The 16,037-nt window shown below is 62.2% G+C and carries 17 protein-coding genes; 10 read left to right on the top strand and 7 right to left on the bottom strand.

Going from position 1 to position 16,037, the window contains the following annotated elements; translation table 11 throughout:
• Entirely contained in the window at window positions 1–717 is a 717-nt protein-coding gene (locus ABIB95_RS31785; RefSeq protein ID WP_224517284.1) for a YdcF family protein, read from the bottom strand.
• A 232-nt stretch (window positions 718–949) separates the two neighbouring features.
• On the opposite strand from ABIB95_RS31785, the gene ABIB95_RS31780 reads away from it, so the two are divergent.
• The 3 genes from ABIB95_RS31780 to ABIB95_RS31770 all read left to right on the top strand — a co-directional run bounded on the left by ABIB95_RS31780 (window position 950) and on the right by ABIB95_RS31770 (window position 2,865).
• Window positions 950–1,891, top strand: coding sequence for an acetamidase/formamidase family protein (locus ABIB95_RS31780; RefSeq protein WP_354245291.1), 942 nt, complete (start codon window positions 950–952; stop codon window positions 1,889–1,891).
• A gap of 200 nt (window positions 1,892–2,091) precedes the next feature.
• On the top strand, window positions 2,092–2,289 hold the full coding sequence (locus ABIB95_RS31775) for a hypothetical protein (protein ID WP_007603456.1): 198 nt from the start codon (window positions 2,092–2,094) through the stop codon (window positions 2,287–2,289).
• A gap of 72 nt (window positions 2,290–2,361) precedes the next feature.
• Window positions 2,362–2,865, top strand: a complete 504-nt coding sequence (locus ABIB95_RS31770) for a GcrA family cell cycle regulator (RefSeq protein WP_063982926.1) — start codon at window positions 2,362–2,364, stop codon at window positions 2,863–2,865.
• Window positions 2,866–3,133: 268 nt separating this feature from the next.
• Here the strand turns inward: ABIB95_RS31770 and ABIB95_RS31765 are convergent, their stop codons facing one another.
• Complete coding sequence (locus ABIB95_RS31765) at window positions 3,134–4,663, bottom strand: porin (protein ID WP_354077587.1); 1,530 nt, start codon at window positions 4,661–4,663, stop codon at window positions 3,134–3,136.
• Between the two features lie 407 nt (window positions 4,664–5,070).
• Between ABIB95_RS31765 and ABIB95_RS31760 the strand changes: the two genes are divergently transcribed.
• A complete protein-coding gene (locus ABIB95_RS31760; protein ID WP_028152624.1) occupies window positions 5,071–5,577 on the top strand; it encodes a MarR family winged helix-turn-helix transcriptional regulator in 507 nt (168 codons plus the stop codon).
• 116 nt (window positions 5,578–5,693) lie between these two features.
• Here ABIB95_RS31760 and ABIB95_RS31755 read toward each other — a convergent pair whose 3' ends face one another.
• The 3 genes from ABIB95_RS31755 to ABIB95_RS31745 form a co-directional block, all read right to left on the bottom strand.
• Window positions 5,694–6,812, bottom strand: a complete 1,119-nt coding sequence (locus tag ABIB95_RS31755; RefSeq protein WP_028152625.1) for an alpha/beta hydrolase family protein — start codon at window positions 6,810–6,812, stop codon at window positions 5,694–5,696.
• Window positions 6,813–7,121: 309 nt separating this feature from the next.
• A complete protein-coding gene (locus tag ABIB95_RS31750) occupies window positions 7,122–8,093 on the bottom strand; it encodes an SDR family NAD(P)-dependent oxidoreductase (protein ID WP_071913278.1) in 972 nt (323 codons plus the stop codon).
• Window positions 8,094–8,237: 144 nt separating this feature from the next.
• On the bottom strand, window positions 8,238–9,146 hold the full coding sequence (locus ABIB95_RS31745; RefSeq protein WP_208070759.1) for a dihydrodipicolinate synthase family protein: 909 nt from the start codon (window positions 9,144–9,146) through the stop codon (window positions 8,238–8,240).
• A gap of 342 nt (window positions 9,147–9,488) precedes the next feature.
• On the opposite strand from ABIB95_RS31745, the gene ABIB95_RS31740 reads away from it, so the two are divergent.
• Complete coding sequence (locus ABIB95_RS31740; RefSeq protein ID WP_028152628.1) at window positions 9,489–9,728, top strand: hypothetical protein; 240 nt, start codon at window positions 9,489–9,491, stop codon at window positions 9,726–9,728.
• A 122-nt stretch (window positions 9,729–9,850) separates the two neighbouring features.
• On the opposite strand, the gene ABIB95_RS31735 is transcribed toward ABIB95_RS31740, so the two are convergent.
• A complete protein-coding gene (locus ABIB95_RS31735) occupies window positions 9,851–10,825 on the bottom strand; it encodes an alpha/beta fold hydrolase (protein ID WP_354245287.1) in 975 nt (324 codons plus the stop codon).
• 164 nt (window positions 10,826–10,989) lie between these two features.
• Here ABIB95_RS31735 and ABIB95_RS31730 point away from each other — a divergent pair, with 164 nt between their 5' ends.
• The 5 genes from ABIB95_RS31730 to ABIB95_RS31710 all read left to right on the top strand — a co-directional run bounded on the left by ABIB95_RS31730 (window position 10,990) and on the right by ABIB95_RS31710 (window position 15,614).
• Window positions 10,990–11,574: a TetR/AcrR family transcriptional regulator gene (locus ABIB95_RS31730; protein WP_223154007.1), complete on the top strand. Its 585-nt coding sequence runs from the start codon at window positions 10,990–10,992 to the stop codon at window positions 11,572–11,574.
• A 94-nt stretch (window positions 11,575–11,668) separates the two neighbouring features.
• Entirely contained in the window at window positions 11,669–11,944 is a 276-nt protein-coding gene (locus ABIB95_RS31725; protein ID WP_223154006.1) for a hypothetical protein, read from the top strand.
• A gap of 1,556 nt (window positions 11,945–13,500) precedes the next feature.
• Window positions 13,501–14,775 carry a tyrosine-type recombinase/integrase gene (locus tag ABIB95_RS31720; protein ID WP_354116192.1) on the top strand — a complete coding sequence of 425 codons (1,275 nt, stop codon included), beginning with the start codon at window positions 13,501–13,503 and terminating at the stop codon, window positions 14,773–14,775.
• Window positions 14,776–14,808: 33 nt separating this feature from the next.
• Window positions 14,809–14,994, top strand: coding sequence for a hypothetical protein (locus ABIB95_RS31715; RefSeq protein WP_028152632.1), 186 nt, complete (start codon window positions 14,809–14,811; stop codon window positions 14,992–14,994).
• Window positions 14,995–15,371: 377 nt separating this feature from the next.
• The gene (locus ABIB95_RS31710) at window positions 15,372–15,614 is read left to right on the top strand and encodes a hypothetical protein (RefSeq protein WP_354116191.1); all 243 of its coding nucleotides are present in this window, start codon (window positions 15,372–15,374) and stop codon (window positions 15,612–15,614) included.
• Here the strand turns inward: ABIB95_RS31710 and ABIB95_RS31705 are convergent.
• Window positions 15,602–15,850, bottom strand: coding sequence for a hypothetical protein (locus ABIB95_RS31705; RefSeq protein ID WP_354116190.1), 249 nt, complete (start codon window positions 15,848–15,850; stop codon window positions 15,602–15,604). The two genes, ABIB95_RS31710 and ABIB95_RS31705, sit on opposite strands and share 13 nt — an antisense overlap.
• Window positions 15,851–16,037 lie beyond the last annotated feature (187 nt).

Here is a 16,037-nt window from a genome sequence, read left to right as displayed (position 1 = left end):
TTAGTCCTTGCCCGGTCCCGGAAGCAACTCGCCGGTCCGCCCCATGATGCGATACGCCAAAAGGCCGATCCATTCGCGCACGGCGACATCGGTCTTGCCGAGCCCATCGGCCCCATTGCGGGTGAAGGCGAAGAGCCCGTCGCGACCGCCCATCCGCCAATCCACCGGATAGGCTTCGACATCGAACCCGGCCTTGCGGAAGATGCCCATCGCGCGCGGCATGTGGAAAGCCGACGTGACCAGAAGCCAGCGTTCGCCCGGCTTCGGCGTCACCAGCTGCTTCGTGAAGATCGCGTTCTCCCAGGTGTTGCGGGAGTCGCGCTCGAGGATCAGGCGCTCCTTCGGTATGCCCAGGCTTTCCAGGATGGGCGCGGTGTAGTCAGCCTCCCTCGCCTCCGTCGCGACCAGGTTCGCCGAGCCGCCGGTGAAGACGATACGCGCGTTCGGATAGCGCCGCGCGAGGTCGGCCGGCGCCAGCATGCGATCGGCCGCGTGCGCAACCACGGGCGTGCGATGCGCCGCCGACAGATCGGTGTCGATCGAGCCGCCGAGCACGATGACGCCGTCGGGGGCGCCCCGCGACGGGTCCCACGCCGGGAAACGCGACTCCAGCGGATAGAGCAGAAGATTGCCGATCGGCGAGAACGCGACCAGCGCCAGCAGCACCAGCGTGGTCACGGCGAGCTTGCGGCCGACCGCAGCAAACCGCGTCGCCATCAGCAGCAGCGACAGGATTCCGAGCTCGATCAGGAGATTGATCGGCAGCAGAGCGGTGCCGAGGGTCTTGGAAAGAACGAAATACAGGGGAGCCTCGCTGGAATGATCGTGCCGGGCTTGACCGGCCCGTCCATCTTCAGAAATCTTCTTGAAAGAGGATCGATCGCCGGGTCAAGCCCGGGCATAACAGGTTCTCATGACGAGTTCTGATGAAACCGATTGGACGCGGCTAATGACCCATCACCACCTGCATTCAAGCCCCGAGACCTGCCATTGGGGCTTCTTCGAAGCCGCGCTCAAACCCGTCCTCACCGTCAAAAGCGGCGATGAGGTGACGGTCGACACCATCAGCGGCGGGCCCGACATGCTGCCGGACCGCACCAAATTTCACATTCCGCCGGAGATGTTCGAGGTTCACGCCAAGAACGAGCGCATGCTGCCCGGCCACATCCTCACCGGCCCGATCGCAGTCGAGGGCGCCGAGCCCGGCGACGTGCTCGCGGTCGAGATCCTCGACGTCCAGCTCCGGCAGGATTGGGGTTGGAACATGATCAAGCCGCTGTCCGGCACCCTGCCCGACGATTTCCACGAAACGCGCATCCTGAACATCCCGCTCGACCGGTCGCGGATGGTCGGCCGCATGCCCTGGGGCCTCGATCTGCCGCTCAAGCCGTTCTTCGGCGTGATGGGCGTCTCGCCACCATCGGCCTGGGGTCGCATCTCCTCGCTTGTGCCGCGCGCAATGGGCGGCAATCTCGACAACAAGGAGCTCGGCGCCGGTGCGACGCTCTTTTTGCCGGTGTTCGTCCCAGGCGCGATGTTCTCCTGCGGCGACGGCCATGGTGTGCAGGGCGACGGCGAGGTCTGCGTCACCGCGATCGAGACCGCGCTCCAGGGCCGCTTCCGCCTGACGCTGCGCAAGGATCTCAGGTTCGACTATCCCCGCGCGGAGACGGCGACGCACTACATGACCATGGCCATGGACCCCGACCTCGACCAGTGCGTGGTGCGCGCGCTGCGCGACATGATCGTGCTGCTCGGCGAGACGCGAAACCTGTCGCGCGAGGACGCCTACACACTGTGCAGCCTGGCCGCCGACCTGCGGGTGACGCAGACCGTCAACGGCTGCAAAGGCATCCATTGCATGATCGAAAAAGCGATCGTGCACGGCTAGCTCCACCCGCCTGCCCGGCCCCGTCTCCACGCCGCCGCCGCTCGGCATCCCGCGCGGCGCGCGGCGCTGCGCCCGATTTTCCGAGTGATTCCAATGAGCTGAAACACCGGTCTCGCCCGGATTTGACTTCCACCCCTGAACCTAAATAGAGTCTTAATCGTTACTTTTATGTACCCGAGTAAGAGGCTAGCGTTCGGGCCATGGCCACCGAAAAAGCCGAGACTGACCGCATTCCCGTAACCTTGGCGCTCTCGACCATCACCTATCTGGAAAAACTGGTGAGACAGGGCACCCACGGCACCAGCGTTCCCGGCGTCGCACGCACTCTGATCGAGGAAGGCATCCGTCTCGCCATCAAGGACGGCCTTTTGTCGATTCGCGACAACGGCAGAACGTGAGGGCGCGCCGGACGTGAGGCGGACGGATCTCGAGAGGCGGATGGCCGACATCTGCAACCTGGGACCGTTACAATGCCTGTTCTCTCACCAACTTCTTCACCGACTGCTTCTTCACCGACTTGGACCAACGAACGAATTGAGCTTCTGAAGCAGCACTTCGAGGCCGGCCTCACCTGCAGCGAGATCGCTGCCGACATCGGCGTCAGCCGCAACGCGGTGATCGGCAAGCTGTCCCGGCTCAATCTCACGCGCGGCAGGACGAGCGACGAGCGCAAGCTCGAGCGGAGCCTCGCGCCGCGGCGCGGGACGAGAGCCGTACCGCGGCTGCAATATGAGATGCTCGCCACGATCTACGGCGACACCGACACACCTGTGGTCGCGGGTCCGATCGACGATGCCAACCGCTGCTCGCTGCTGGAGCTCGCCGAGAATCGCTGCCGCTGGCCGATCTCGACGCCGGGCGCAGACGACTTCTGCTTCTGCGGCAATACCGCGCCCGACGGCCAGTCCTACTGCGTCGGCCACAGCCGCCTCGCCTACCGGCCGAACTCGCGCGCCCGTGTGATGCGCGGCTGAAGGAAAATCCCAAAACGAAAAACCTCCGGCGGGGCATCACCGGAGGTTTCTGGAGGCTTAGCATGAAGCTAAGAGCCGTGACTTTCGTAATCGGCTGAAAACAAGATAGCTGATCAACTCAGGTAAGTAAATAAGTTTGAGGGCGATCGATTCGCATAGCTCGTCTTCGTCGTTTGCAACGTGTTGCCGGATTTTCCGAAGGCCGCTTTCATGAAAAAGCCCCGGCGGTTTCCCGCCGGGGCTCTATCAGATCGGAACGGTCTTCAGCTTACCAGTTGCGCTGGGCGCGCAGCAGCAGGCTGTAGGTGTCCTGGTCCTTCAGCTCGTAGGTTGCCGCAGGCTTGGCAACCGACGCCAGCGCCGGGGTGGTGATCACGCCCGAGTACTTCTGGTCGAGGTGGCTGTAGACGAAGTCAGCCGAGAAGGTCAGGTTCTTGACCGGCGTCCAGCGGGTGATGACGCCGATCTGGCCGATGTTGAAGTCCGGGTTGCAGGTGCCGGTCAGCGAGGCGAACGCAGCGCTGCCGCAGATCAGGCCCTTCGCCGTGCCGCTGTAGTTGACCGCAGCCCACGCGCCGTAGAGCGCCGTATTCCAGTACGGGTTCCAGTTGTGGGTGTAGGCACCACGGAAACCGTAGGTCTTGGTCAGCTCGAGCTGGCCGTTGGGACCGAACACCGCGTCAGACACGCCGGCAAAGCCGATGCTCTGATACGCGCTGCCCGAACCGCCGAACATCGAGTAGCTGGTCGCCGCCAGCGACTGGAAGTTGTAGCGGCTCGCGCCGTCGGTATAGACGCCCGAGATGTTGATCACGTCGCCAGCACCGGTCGGGATGTTCTTGATCTGCAGAGCTAGCTGAACGGCCCAGCCCCACTTGTCTTCCGGATGACCGGTGACTTCGGACGCGCCGTAGTAGGCGACGTGGTTGTCGTGCGCAGCCACCGACGCCTGGAACAGGCCCCAGGCCTGGTCGACACGAACCATGCCGACGATGTCGGGCGACCTAGTGCCGCCGATATCGTTCGAGCCGTAAGCACCGCCGAGGACGCCGCTGGTGGACATGCCGGCGGTGTTCCAGATGTTGGTCGTGAAGAACTGGGTCTGGTCCTGCGCCGAAACGGTCGCGGTCACGCCCTGGCCGAAATCGGCCGTGTAGGTGAACTGGGCGACGCCGTTCACGGAGCCGCTGCCACCGACGAGCTGGTCGAAGTTGTTGCCGGGATAGTTGGTCCAGGGCGCGTCGAACTGCGACACGGACTTACCCATGGTGAAGCCGGCGAACTGGATGAACGCATAGTAGACGCCGAGCGTACCACCCGAGATCGTGCCCGAGTTTGCGTTGTTCGGCGCAGACACGCCCGTGCTTCCGAGTTGCGAGTAAACGGTCGCGCCTGTTGCCGAGCCGCTTCCCGTATAGTTATCGGTCGTCCAGGTGAACACCGCGTCAAAGTAAGTGCGAACCACCCCGTACTCAGTCGCGGTACGGGTATCGATGTTGAGGTCCTCGCGAGCGCGCGCCAAATAGTAGTTCGACAGGCGGTTGTTCGCGCCGGAAACACCGTTGTAGGCGGCGCTGTAGTTGCCGCCGGCATTGAGCGCGACTTCAGCACGCAGATAGCCGCCGAGCTTGATGCAGGTGTCGGTGCCCGGGATGTAGTAGAAGCCCGCGCCGTAGAGCGAGCAGATCTTGACGTACTCGACCGCCTTGGCCTTGACCGGAAGATCGGCCGCTTGTGCTCCGCCGACGGCGATCAGACCCGCCGCAGTGCCGAGCAAAAGGCTCTTCACCACTTTCATATAAAACCTCCAAGTTGCTCATTTTACGGAGACCGGACCGTGAGGCCCCCCAGATCCCCGTCTTTTCAAATCCGCTCGGCCGCTTCGCGCTTTTGGACACACCCGCATCGACGCGAGGGACGTGAGCGAACCACCTGCAACGGGACGATTGAGTACCCCCCACCGTCACGGGCCAATATGCCTGCGCCGTTCCGCTAATCAAAATAGTTTATTTAGTCAGCTTTGTTGTTTCACTAAACCTGTGCCCCGCGCGCAACACCGCGAGTGAGGGAATATGCTGAGCTGATCATCTTTGTAGTTTTAGTGACAAAATTACCCTGCTCTGCACTTGCGTCAGGGCAGACTTGCGTGGACTATGGCCGTGCAAGACACCGGCCGGAAAAGAATCAGATCACGGGAGTGACGCTGTGTCAGCGACCAGGAAGGAAGGGGCGCGCCTCCGCTCCATCGGCAATCTCGATATCATCAGGCGTTTCACCTGGGAAATTTCGTCGATCAACATGTATCTGGAGGAGTTGCGTCAGTTCTGGGCGAGAACGCTGGGCATCAGCGGTCCGCAATGGCTGATCCTGATGGCGATCTCCGACCTCGACAAGGACGACGGCGTGCCCGTCAACGTGGTCTCCAAGCTGCTCCACGTCGATCCGTCCTTCGTCACCACCCAGTCCAAGCTGCTGGAGAAGAAGGGCCTGCTGCGGCGGCGGCCCTCGCCGACCGACGCCCGCGTGGTGCGGCTGTCGCTGGTCGAGAAGACGCAGAAGCACATCGCAAGCCTCAACGAGCAGTACAAAACGATCCGCGAATTCGTCTTCCAGGAATTCGACGAGAACGAACTGACCGAATTCACCGGCAAGCTGGCGACGCTGAAGACCCGGCTCGAAAAGGCCTGCGTCAGGATATCCCTCGACTACTAAAACATGATCCGGAAAAGTGCGAAGCGGTTTTCCGAAAAGATCATGCCCAAGCAACAACCTAAATCGCGATGACGATTCATCCCAATCTCATCGCGCTTTAAGACAGCAGGCGGCGTTCAGATCCGCCGCCCCGTGGCGCCCAGTTGCGATTCCAGCCAGTCGAAGATGTATTCGTTGGCAAGGCTGGGATTGTCCGCATGGGCCTGCGCCGCGCCGGTCTCCTGCGCGGTGAACACCTTCAGCACGATGTCGGAGCTGCCGAGTCGCGACTTCTGCACGATCTGGCGCGCCCGGTCGGCCTTGAGCCAGCCGTCCTCGCCGAGCGTGATCAGCACCGGACAGTCGACGCTCGAGGCCATCAACGGCGCCGACGGCACCGGGACGATGCTGAGGTCGCTCATCGCAAAGCGGCTGGCGAAGAAGGATCGTTCGTGCAGGTCCCACAGACCGCCGTCGCAGACGGCCGCGGCGAGCCTCGGCTCCTGCAACACCGCGCGCGCGACGAAGGAAGAGCCCCACCCGTCGGCCACGATGGCGACGCGATCGAAATCGACGTCGCCGCGTGTCTCCAGATAATCCATGACGCTGGCAATCGAGCTCTCGAGGTCGCGGCGCTGCAGGAGCGTGTCGGTATAGTCGTCACGCTGGTCGCCGAGCAGGTCCAGCGCGAGCATCGACAGTCCGCGTTCGCGCGCATGCGGCGCGAGCTTGAACAGGAATTCTTCCTTGCGGTGTCCGGGCTCGCCGATGCAGATCACGGTCGGAGCCCGCTTGCCGGCCGGGGACGCAGGCAGGAAATAGCCTTGCAAAACGTGTCCGTCATCGGCCCAGGGAATCGTGACGACCTCGCCAGCCGGACCGCGCGCGGTGAGGAAGCGGCGCGCGCATTCCTGCATGGCGAGCACCGCGACCCAGCGGCGCTCGTCGGCCTGGTCCAGCGGCATCGCGGCCGCGCCGTAGTAGTTCATCGCCCGCAGCCAGTTGCGCTGCGCGGTCGCCATGTGGCCTTCCGCGAACGCCGCCTCGGCACGCTGCCGGTTGGCTTGCGCCAGCCGCTTCCATTCGCGGTGCCAGGACTGCTCACCGCCCTGCTTGAGCTGCCGCGCGATCATCAGGCATTCTGCGATGGTGGCGCCACCCTCCTGCGCCGCGGTGAGGAGCCGCGTGAATTCAGCGGAAATATCCTCTCTCTCCGGGCAGAGGATCCAGTCGTCGGAGAGGCATGCGGGTATCATCGGAGCTACGCTTTATGATGGCGTTACCCCTGATCGACTAAACTATTTTGGTTCACCAACCAAGCTGCCGTGCGCCGAATGAGACCCGTTTCACATCACCATCGCTTGAACATTGCTTGAACGACGGAGCATGTCGCATGCGTGACATTCCAAATCGTCATAAGGCGTCGGAAAGTGGCAAGAGGTGGCACGTAAAGTTACCTGCGTAACATGTAAATTACCTGTGTAATAATACGTCCGCGCCTCTTGCCATGATGGTCGTCATACCTACATACGCGGACGTTCGTTGACAGTCTCAGCCAAACCGAATCAACCGAGCCGCCAGCCAACTTCCTGCGTAAAGCTTTCATAGAAGGCGCGGTCGTAGGCCTGCTCCGGCGTTGCGCGCACGCGTTCGTCAAGGCGCTTTGCGTCTTCGCCCACAAGAATGCGCCACCGGTCCGCCTTGACCCCGTTGAGGATGATCTTCGCGGCCTGCGCAGCAGTCGTCGGCGCGTCCTCGAGGAAGCTGCGGGCGCGTTCGGCGAACGCAGCCTGGATGTCCTCGTCCGACATCTTGTCAGCATCCGGCACGCCAGCCGCGACCATGCGCTTGCGGGTCAGCGCGACCTCGTCGGCATTGAGCCGCTCCGACCCGTCGGCGCTCTGCACCTTGCGCGAATTGGAGACGATCGAGGTGCCGATATGGCCGGGCATCACCACCGAGCATTTGACATGCGGCGCGTGCAGACGGAGGTCGTTGATCAGCGCTTCGGTAAATCCTTTCACCGCGAACTTCGCCGAGCTGTAGGCGGTGTGCGCCTGCCCCATGCCGATCGAGGCCCAGAAGCCGTTGACGCTCGCCGTGTTGACGATGTGGGCCTCGTCCGCCGCCACCAGCATCGGCAGGAAGGTGCGCACGCCGAGATAGACGCCGCCCCAGCAGATGTTGAAGGTACGCTCCCACTGCTCGCGCGTGTTGGTGAACAGGCTGCCGCCGCCACCGATGCCGGCATTGTTGAACAGGAGATGGATCCGGTCGGTCTTCTGCTGCTCGGCGAGCTCATCGCGAAACCGCTTGAGATGGTCCTCGATCGAGACGTCGGCGACGTGGGTCGTGACCCGCAGGCCCTGCGGCAGCTTCTCGACCTCGCAAAGCCGTTTGGTCTCGGCCATCGCGGCTTCGGAGACGTCGCACATCGCGACATTGCAGCCCTCCGCGACGAGCTGCCGTGCGAGTTCGCGTCCCATCCCCGTGCCGCCGCCGGTGATGACGGCGATCTTTCCTGCAAAATCCTTCATGGGACTTCGGTCCCTCCCCTTGTCGGTATGTTTCTTCACAGCTGGCGCCGCGCATCGCGGCGCGCGCAAAATGTAGCAGCGCCGCATCCGCAGGTAAAAGCGGATCGGCGCTGCCATTCGACATCGATAATTTCGGCCGGCGGACTATTCGGCCGCTTCGACACGCACCCCGTTCAACGCGCCGAGTGCCTCCAGCGCCTTGCGGGTGGCGGCCTGCTGCGCCGGCGAGGCCTCCGGCATCGGTGCGCGCGGATAGGTCCTGGGCAAGCCCTGGAGCGTCTGTGCGTAACGCGTGCAGGCCGGCAGATTGTCGGCGATAACGGCGTTCCACAGCGTCAACAGCTTCTTGTGCAGATCGAGCGCGCGCGGATGGTCGCCCGCCTTCACCGCATCCCACAGCGCGACGGAGGCATGCGGCGCCGCGGTCAGGATCGCGGCGATCGAGCCATGGGCGCCGAGCGTGTAGGACGGATACATGAGGGCATCGACCGCGCTGTAGATCAGCTTGTCCGGCGCCATCATCATGAGATCCGCGAACAGCTTGAGATCGCCCGCGCTCTGCTTGACGCCGACCACCAGCGGCACCTCAGTCATGATCCGCACCAGCAGTGCCGGCGACAGATAGGACCACGGCACCACGTTGTAGATGATGATGGGCATGCCGGTCTCGTCAGCCATGGCGCGGAAGTGCGCGACCATCGCCTCGTCATCGGGCTTGAACAGATAATGCACCGGCGTGACCTGGAGCGCTGCGACATTCATGTCGCGCACGAGCTTGCCGCGGCGGATCGCATCGCGCGTGGAGTCCACGATGATGCCGGCGATCACGGGAATGCGTCCCTTCACCGCCTCGACCGTCGCGGCCATCAGGTCGCGATATTCCTCGTGATCCAGCGTGTGGCCCTCGCCGGTCGAGCCGCCGGCCGCGACGCCATGCGCGCCGGCGCCGATCATCCAGTCGACCTGGGCCGCCACGAGCCCAAGGTCGATCTCGCCGTCCTTCCGGAACGGCGTCGTCATCGGCGGGATCACGCCGGTCGGTCGTGCCTTCATGGTCTGCCCTCGCGTTTCCTTTGGTCCTGTGGCGGTCCCGCTCTCTTGACGAGTATCCGTCCGCTTTCGAGCCTATCGGCTGCGCAGGCCTTGTGAAGGGGCGGTTCACGCGGCGCTGCCCCCACAATCGCTCATTCCTGCGATCCTTCCTCGCCCTTTTCCTTGGGGATTCCCCGTATTTGCCCGGCTTCGGTTTAGGGGCAATTTTTTTACAATCCGAATCACCAAATGGAGGTGGACGCTGGGTCGAGTCGGCTAGGTCAGCGTGTTGTTTGTGTCACAGGCTCTGGCACTCCGCTTGCATCCTCTTCGTGGTCTGAAACTACCGATGAGGTGACAGGAATGTTCGTGACCGTGGTTGCCGTGCTCTGCCGGCTGAGCGCAGCCAGCTCAGGCAGTTGCATCGAGGAAATCGTGACCGACAGCAACATGACGCCCGAGATGTCGATGATGCAGTGCGCGATCGGCGCACAGGCCCCGCTTGCCAAATGGATGGGCGAGCATCCGATCTATCACGCCAATTGGCGCCTCGAGCGCTACAAATGCGTGCCGGGTCACTACGAGATCAAGGGCCACGCCTAAGGCCCCGCAAGACTACGGATGAGGAAACGCCCCGGAGGTAGCCTGGTCTCTCCGCGCGGGCACCGCTAGCGCCAGACCCCATTGCGGCGGCGCGCCCCTGTGACGACGATCACGCCTTCCCTTTAAGCCACTGCACGCAGAATGATCGCACGCGCCTGTCGCCCTTCCGGCGTCGGCATCAGCGCGAAATTGTGCGGCTGGTCACGGAGCAGATGCAGCTCGACCGGCACGCCCGCCGCCCTCGCGCGCTCCGCGAGATCGACGCTATCGGGATAGAGCAGATCGCGCGTGCCCGAGAAGATTGTCATCGGCGCGAGCGAACGGAAGGCGCCGTTGAGCGGGCTGACGAAGGGATGGCCGACATCGAGCTCGCCGGCATAGAGCCGCCCCGCCTCAATGATCCCCGGAATGTCCTGGATCGGATCGCGGCCTGCGATCTCGACCTGCTCCGGACGGCTGACCGATGCATCGGCCGCCGGCGAGATCAGCATCAGCCGGCCCGGCTGCCGATGCCCGCGGTCGCGCAGCCACTGGCAGGCAGCGAGCGCCAGTCCCGCGCCGGCGGAATTGCCGACCACCGTGACCTTTGCGGGCCCGACATCCTCCAGCAGCATCCGCAACAGTTCGGCCGTCGCCGGCACGAGATCCTTGGCGGTGGCATGCGGCGCAAGCGGATAGATCGGCACGACGCAGACGACGCGCGCCTTGCGCGTCATCTGGCCGACGAAGCGCCAATGCGCCGGCACGATCTCGTTGATGAAGCCGCCGCCGTGCAGGAACATGACGTGGTTGCAGCCCTCATGGCCCGATGATGGCGCCGTGTAATAGACCGGCCATCCGCCCATCTTGGTCAACGTCACCTCGACGCCGCGGCCCAAACCCGTCGGCTCGTAGGAGGCCGGCTGCAATGCGAGTTTCTGCACATGCGCCTGCACGGCCTCGGCCGGGGCAAGGTGCTTCTTGAACGGAAGCTGCCGCAACAGCGCGTTGAAGCAACGACTCTGCAGGCTCGGCGCGGGATCGCCGGATGGCCGCATCCTCAACAGCCGGCCGCCCGGACAGAACTGGAAGGCCGATGCGATCTTTGCAACGCTCATGTCAGGTCTCCTCCAGACCGGGCTCTCTGTATGGGCGACGAAAAGGCTTGTGTCGACCGCCGCCACATGCGGATATAATGCGAGCATTCGCTCGCTTTTCCTACTCGCATTCGGATCGCAGGCCCATGGCGCGCAAACCGCCGACAAAACCCCGGAAAAATGCCTTGCAAGCGCGATCGCGCGCCACCGTCGACGCGCTGGTCGAGGCAACCGCTCGCATTCTGGTCCGCGAAGGCTTTGAGAAAGCCAGCACCAACCGGATCGCCGAAATCGCCGGCGTCAGCGTCGGCTCGCTCTATCAGTATTTTCCCAGCAAGGAGGCGCTCGTCGCCGCCGTGATCGACCGTCACAACGAGGAGATCATGGGCATCGTCCGTGCCGCCCTCACCGAGGTCGCCGACCTGCCGATCGACAAAGCCGTGCGCCGCCTCGTCACCGTCGCGATCGAAGCCCACCGTATCGATCCCAAACTACATCGGGTGCTTGCCGAGCAGATCCCGCGCACCGGCCAGCTCAAGGACGTCGAAGCCTTCAACCGCGAGGTCCACACCCTCGTGCGCGCCTATCTCGAAAGCCGCCGCAAGGAGATGCGCAAGATCGACCCGGGACTGGCGACCTTCATCTGCGTCAGTGCGATCGAGGCGGTCGCGCACAACACGGTGCTGAACCAGGCCGAGATGCTCTCGGAGAAGATGGTGCGGACGCTGGTGGACGAGACAACGCGGATGGTGGTGGGATATTTGAGGTAGTTTGCGAAAACGTCGCCTCATGCCCGCTCTACGCGGGAGAGCGGGCATCCTGCTAAGCAGTTGATTTATCTGCGGGCTGCATTGAGCCGAGCCCATGGCCATGAGTTTTCCATTTTTGATGGCGATCAATTCAGCTTTCCTATTGAGGACAAAACATATGCCCAAGAAAAATTGCCTGATAGTCCATGCCGCCGGAAGACAGCTCGACCTACTGCGCGGAGAGGCTTCCCGCATTGCGAAGGCGAACAAGGTCGACTGGTGGATCGATCGTGCCGACGTCGGCACACTTTTTTGCTTTGAAGACGCAAATGCTACAGATGCCTTCGCTCGCACCTGCGACAACTTCGGAGTCCGATGCCAAGACGGCTAGCTCAAAAACCCCGCCGACTTTGTGAGCCGGCGGGAGTTGAGTGAATACCTACGAAAACCGGCCCATCGCCAAACGCGCGTCGGACGGTGGGGCCGTTCCGGGTGGATGGCGAGACCTTGAGGAGGTCCAGATTCGCCACAGACCGATTTTTCAATCTCTCCCTTGGAGAGTCGTTCCTCAGACGCCGCGATGCCAATATTTTTGTGATCTGGCGCAAAAGGAAGGCCCCAGCCAATGGGGAAGACCGGGGCCTTCACAGGCCTTGCGATGGATCACACGCAAGACCGATCGCAGGATAGCTGCAGGAGCGCTCGTTCCTCCTGCGGAACCAATCTCGACCCAAGTTGGCTGCAACTCCAGATGAGTCGCGAGAGCCAGCATTCCAGCAGCCAAATCGGGGCTAGAGTGTGTCCGAAGTTGAACTAGACGCGGGCGAAACCAACGTGCTGAAGCCGCGATCCAACTCGAGTGTTTCGCAAATCATCGTTTCTTCGTAGGCCGAACCCGCGGCGAACGACTAGGGCGCGTGGGTGAAGATATCCACTCGTCGATTTCGTCTGGCTCTACTCGCCACGAAGGCGAGACGCCATCGGCTGTCCGGGCTGTGACACGGTATCGGCGCTTACGGAGCTTGGCTGCCAAATTCTTCGCGCCATCTTCGTCTCGACATTCAATAGAAAAATTACCGTAACAAACAACCCAGCGCTTTCGACTTACTTTTCGTTTGGATCGCGCTGAACGCTCCATCTAAGGGACCCCGTGAGTCCCCAAGCCCGTCCCAGTATCAAGACTCCATTCTTACCAAACCGTTTAAACCTGTCCGCGACCTCGCCAAGGGCAGCGGGCTACCTACCCATCCTAGCAACCCCCGACGCAAGACATGAGGTCTGGTGAACTTCATCAGCAAGATGTCATTCAATCACCTCGTCTGCGCGGCTCAGAACGGAAGTTGGAAGCACCAGGCCGAGCGCCTTCGCAACCGGGAGGTTGACTACCGTGAAGCATGCTACTTGCTTGCCGCCATGACAGGTTACACATCATAGCGCGGGGAGAAGACAACTCCGCTCCGGACGTCGCGCCTCCCAAGTCCCTGCGACGCAATGCATTGAAGCAGCTGTCGTGAATATTCCCCCGTCCACAGGCCGGCATGATGACATCATGCTCCTGTTTTGCCCGACGCGTCAAATCGCTTCGGAAAAACGTCATTCGCCAATGGGTTCGCTACTGTGCATGGGGTTGTTTTCGGCATTTTGATTTACCGCCCCCAGAAGCAGCCGCCCTGATCGTCGCGCATGCGTCACGCCGCGGGAGCAGGCTCCACGCCAACGGTTAATCCACCCGACAGATGAGTTGAGAAAAATGGTCGGAGCGAGAGGATTTGAACCTCCGACCCCTAGTCTCCCAGTTATAAACGACCTGATTTATAGCCATTCCTGACGTTGGATGGGGTGCAGCAAATCCCTGAAAATCAAACGCAATCCAACCAATGGCCACTTGCCTTTTCCGAGCCAATAGCCAGACTGCTGGCTACATACTGGCTATAAATTTGGTGGGGCATGGCAACGATCAGGATTTCGACCGATAGCGTAGCGGCGCTGATGAAGTCTGCGGTTCCCAACAAGACGACCTACTATTTCGACGACGATCTTGCGGGCTTCGGTCTCTACCGCACCACCACGGGCACCGGCACCTACTTCGCCGAATTCCGCCCCGTAGCCGGCGGCAGCAAGAAGCGATTGAAGTTGGGCCGGGTCGGCACCCTGAAGGCCGGTGAGGCCCGCGAGGCGGCCCGCAAGGCGATCGCGAACGCCGCATTGGGGAAAGACCTTGCCCAAAATCGGAGCGACGAGCGGGCCAGCCTAACGGTTGAGGAATTGGTCTCGAAATACATCGAGGAATACGTCGCCGAGCACAAAAAAGCGTCCACCGCGAGCCTTTACCGCATGCTCCTAAAGAAGCACGTCAAGCCTCGGATGGGCTCGATTAAGGCAGTGGTGCTGACCCGAGTTGATGTACAGCGCGCGCACGCTCTGATGACGCGCGAGGCCCGCATATCCGCTAACCGGGCAATCAAGCTAGTGTCTGCGGCCTACGGTTGGGGATCGCGGCATGGCCACGTGCCGGAAGGTACGAACCCCGCCTCCGGCGCGAAGCTGAACGAAGAGGAAGGCCGCGAGCGCTATTTAACGACCGCCGAGTTACTAGCGATTGGCAACGCCATGATAGATGCGGAGACCGTTGGCCTGCCTGTCGAGGCCGGTGACGCCAAGCACGCGCCTGTCGGGCAGCTTGTGAAAATGTCACCATACGCCACCGCCGCAATCCGGCTTCTTATGCTGACCGGCGCGCGCTTGCGGGAGATCCTGCACTTGCGCTGGGACGAAGCCGATCTGGATCGAGGTGTGTTGCGGTTGCCCGACTCGAAGACCGGCAAAAAGACGATCTATCTACCGGCTGCGGCAATCGACATCATCAAGGGCCTGACCAAGCTGGGTGCATTCGTCATCGCGGGCGAATCGGCTGGTACCAAGAATGAGAAACCGCGCGCGGACCTGAAGCGCCCATGGGCAGCCATTTGCAAGCGGGCTGGCGTGACCGGTGTCAGGATCCACGATCTGCGGCACAGCTTTGCCAGCGTCGGGATCGGTGACCAGATGGGCCTCCCGGTGATCGGAACCCTGCTCGGTCACGCCGATCCGAGTACGACAAACCGATACGCTCACCTGGCCGACGAGGCAGCCCGCCGCGCGGTTGAGGCCATCGGCGGTAAGATCGCCGCTGCGCTGAGTGGAAAATTGCCCGAGGAACCTAAACCAGCCCGCAAGATTTGATTCCTGCCGGGCGGGAACTGCACGGAGAACGCCATGCGAAAAATCCGCCGCCGCTTCGAACAAATTCAATCTGCTGAAGAACGTCTGGTTGAGCAAGCCGCGGAACTGCGGGAGCGGGCTAAGGCGATGCCTCCGGGGGTTGAGAAAGATGCCCTTCTCCGGCGCGCCCGTCAGGCTGAGACTGGCACTCACGTCAGCGAAAGGTCGCTGGGGTTGTAGTTGCCGACGGCGCTGGAGCCCGGCCGAACGGAAAAACGAGGCCAGGGAGGCGGTGCTTCCGGCTAGCGTTAGACGAGCTACAGTGGTGCGGAGCGACGTTACTCGTCGATCTCGCGGAGCTTGTCTAGCCGCTCCATCTCTGTGCGTAGCCGTTCGGTCTGTTCCACGTCCCAGCCAACCCGACGCAACTTTTGGCGACACGCCAGAATCTTCATCGCGAGTTCTACGCGCTCGTTCTGGTTGGGCAAGGCGGACATTCCGATGGTCTTTTCTATAAGTCCGTCGAAAGCCGGATTCGTTCAACGGGCTTCGGCCATGCTGCGGTTTCTTATCTGCGCAAGTAGAAACGAGTAGCGAGCTGTTGAATTGGGGGGTGGATGGCGGAGTCGTTCGGCAACAGTTTTACTGTCGTTGAGGTAGCCTCGGACGGCGCAAAAACTGAGATCTGGATTGCCCTGGCCAAGCCGAGCCAGGCGCCGACCCTGGTACTCGCCGCCGTTCCAGAAGGCTGGACGGCGGAAGTGTTGGATATCGCATTGACAGCTGAGCAGCTGATGTTCGAAGAACTCAACCTAGAGCCCGGCGATGTCCGCAGGTTGGACGGAGCCTACATATTCTGACGTCGCTCGCTTTCAGCCCTGTTGACGGCCCTCAGAAGCTCTTCGATGTAGGCGGCGATGTCGCCAATCGCCGCCCGCAAATCGGCCTCCGAAATGCCCTGCCCGTTGGCAGCCTCGATGAGACGCCGCGTGAGTTCCGCCACATCCTGCGATGCGCCCGCAGTCTGGTACTGTTCGACAGCGTTGATGCTGTTCTCAACCCAGAAATCGATAAACTCGCGGGCCTTGTCTGACATGTGACGCCCCCTGCTGGAACACGCTTAGCGCGCCCTACTCAAAAGGGATAATCGAAATCACGTCCCGTGTGAGTAAATGAAAGGCTCCTGGGAAAGCGGTAGCCCGCCTCAACTTGCGCTGCGGCATGCTGCGCGCTCGGCTCGCGCTCGCGCGATTATAGCGCGACCGGCTCTCCCACCTACAGAC

The sequence above is a fragment of the Bradyrhizobium sp. LA2.1 genome (genome assembly GCF_040547725.1).
Taxonomy (GTDB): Bacteria; Pseudomonadota; Alphaproteobacteria; order Rhizobiales; family Xanthobacteraceae; genus Bradyrhizobium; species Bradyrhizobium barranii.
This window is presented reverse-complemented; position numbering and strand designations above follow the sequence as displayed.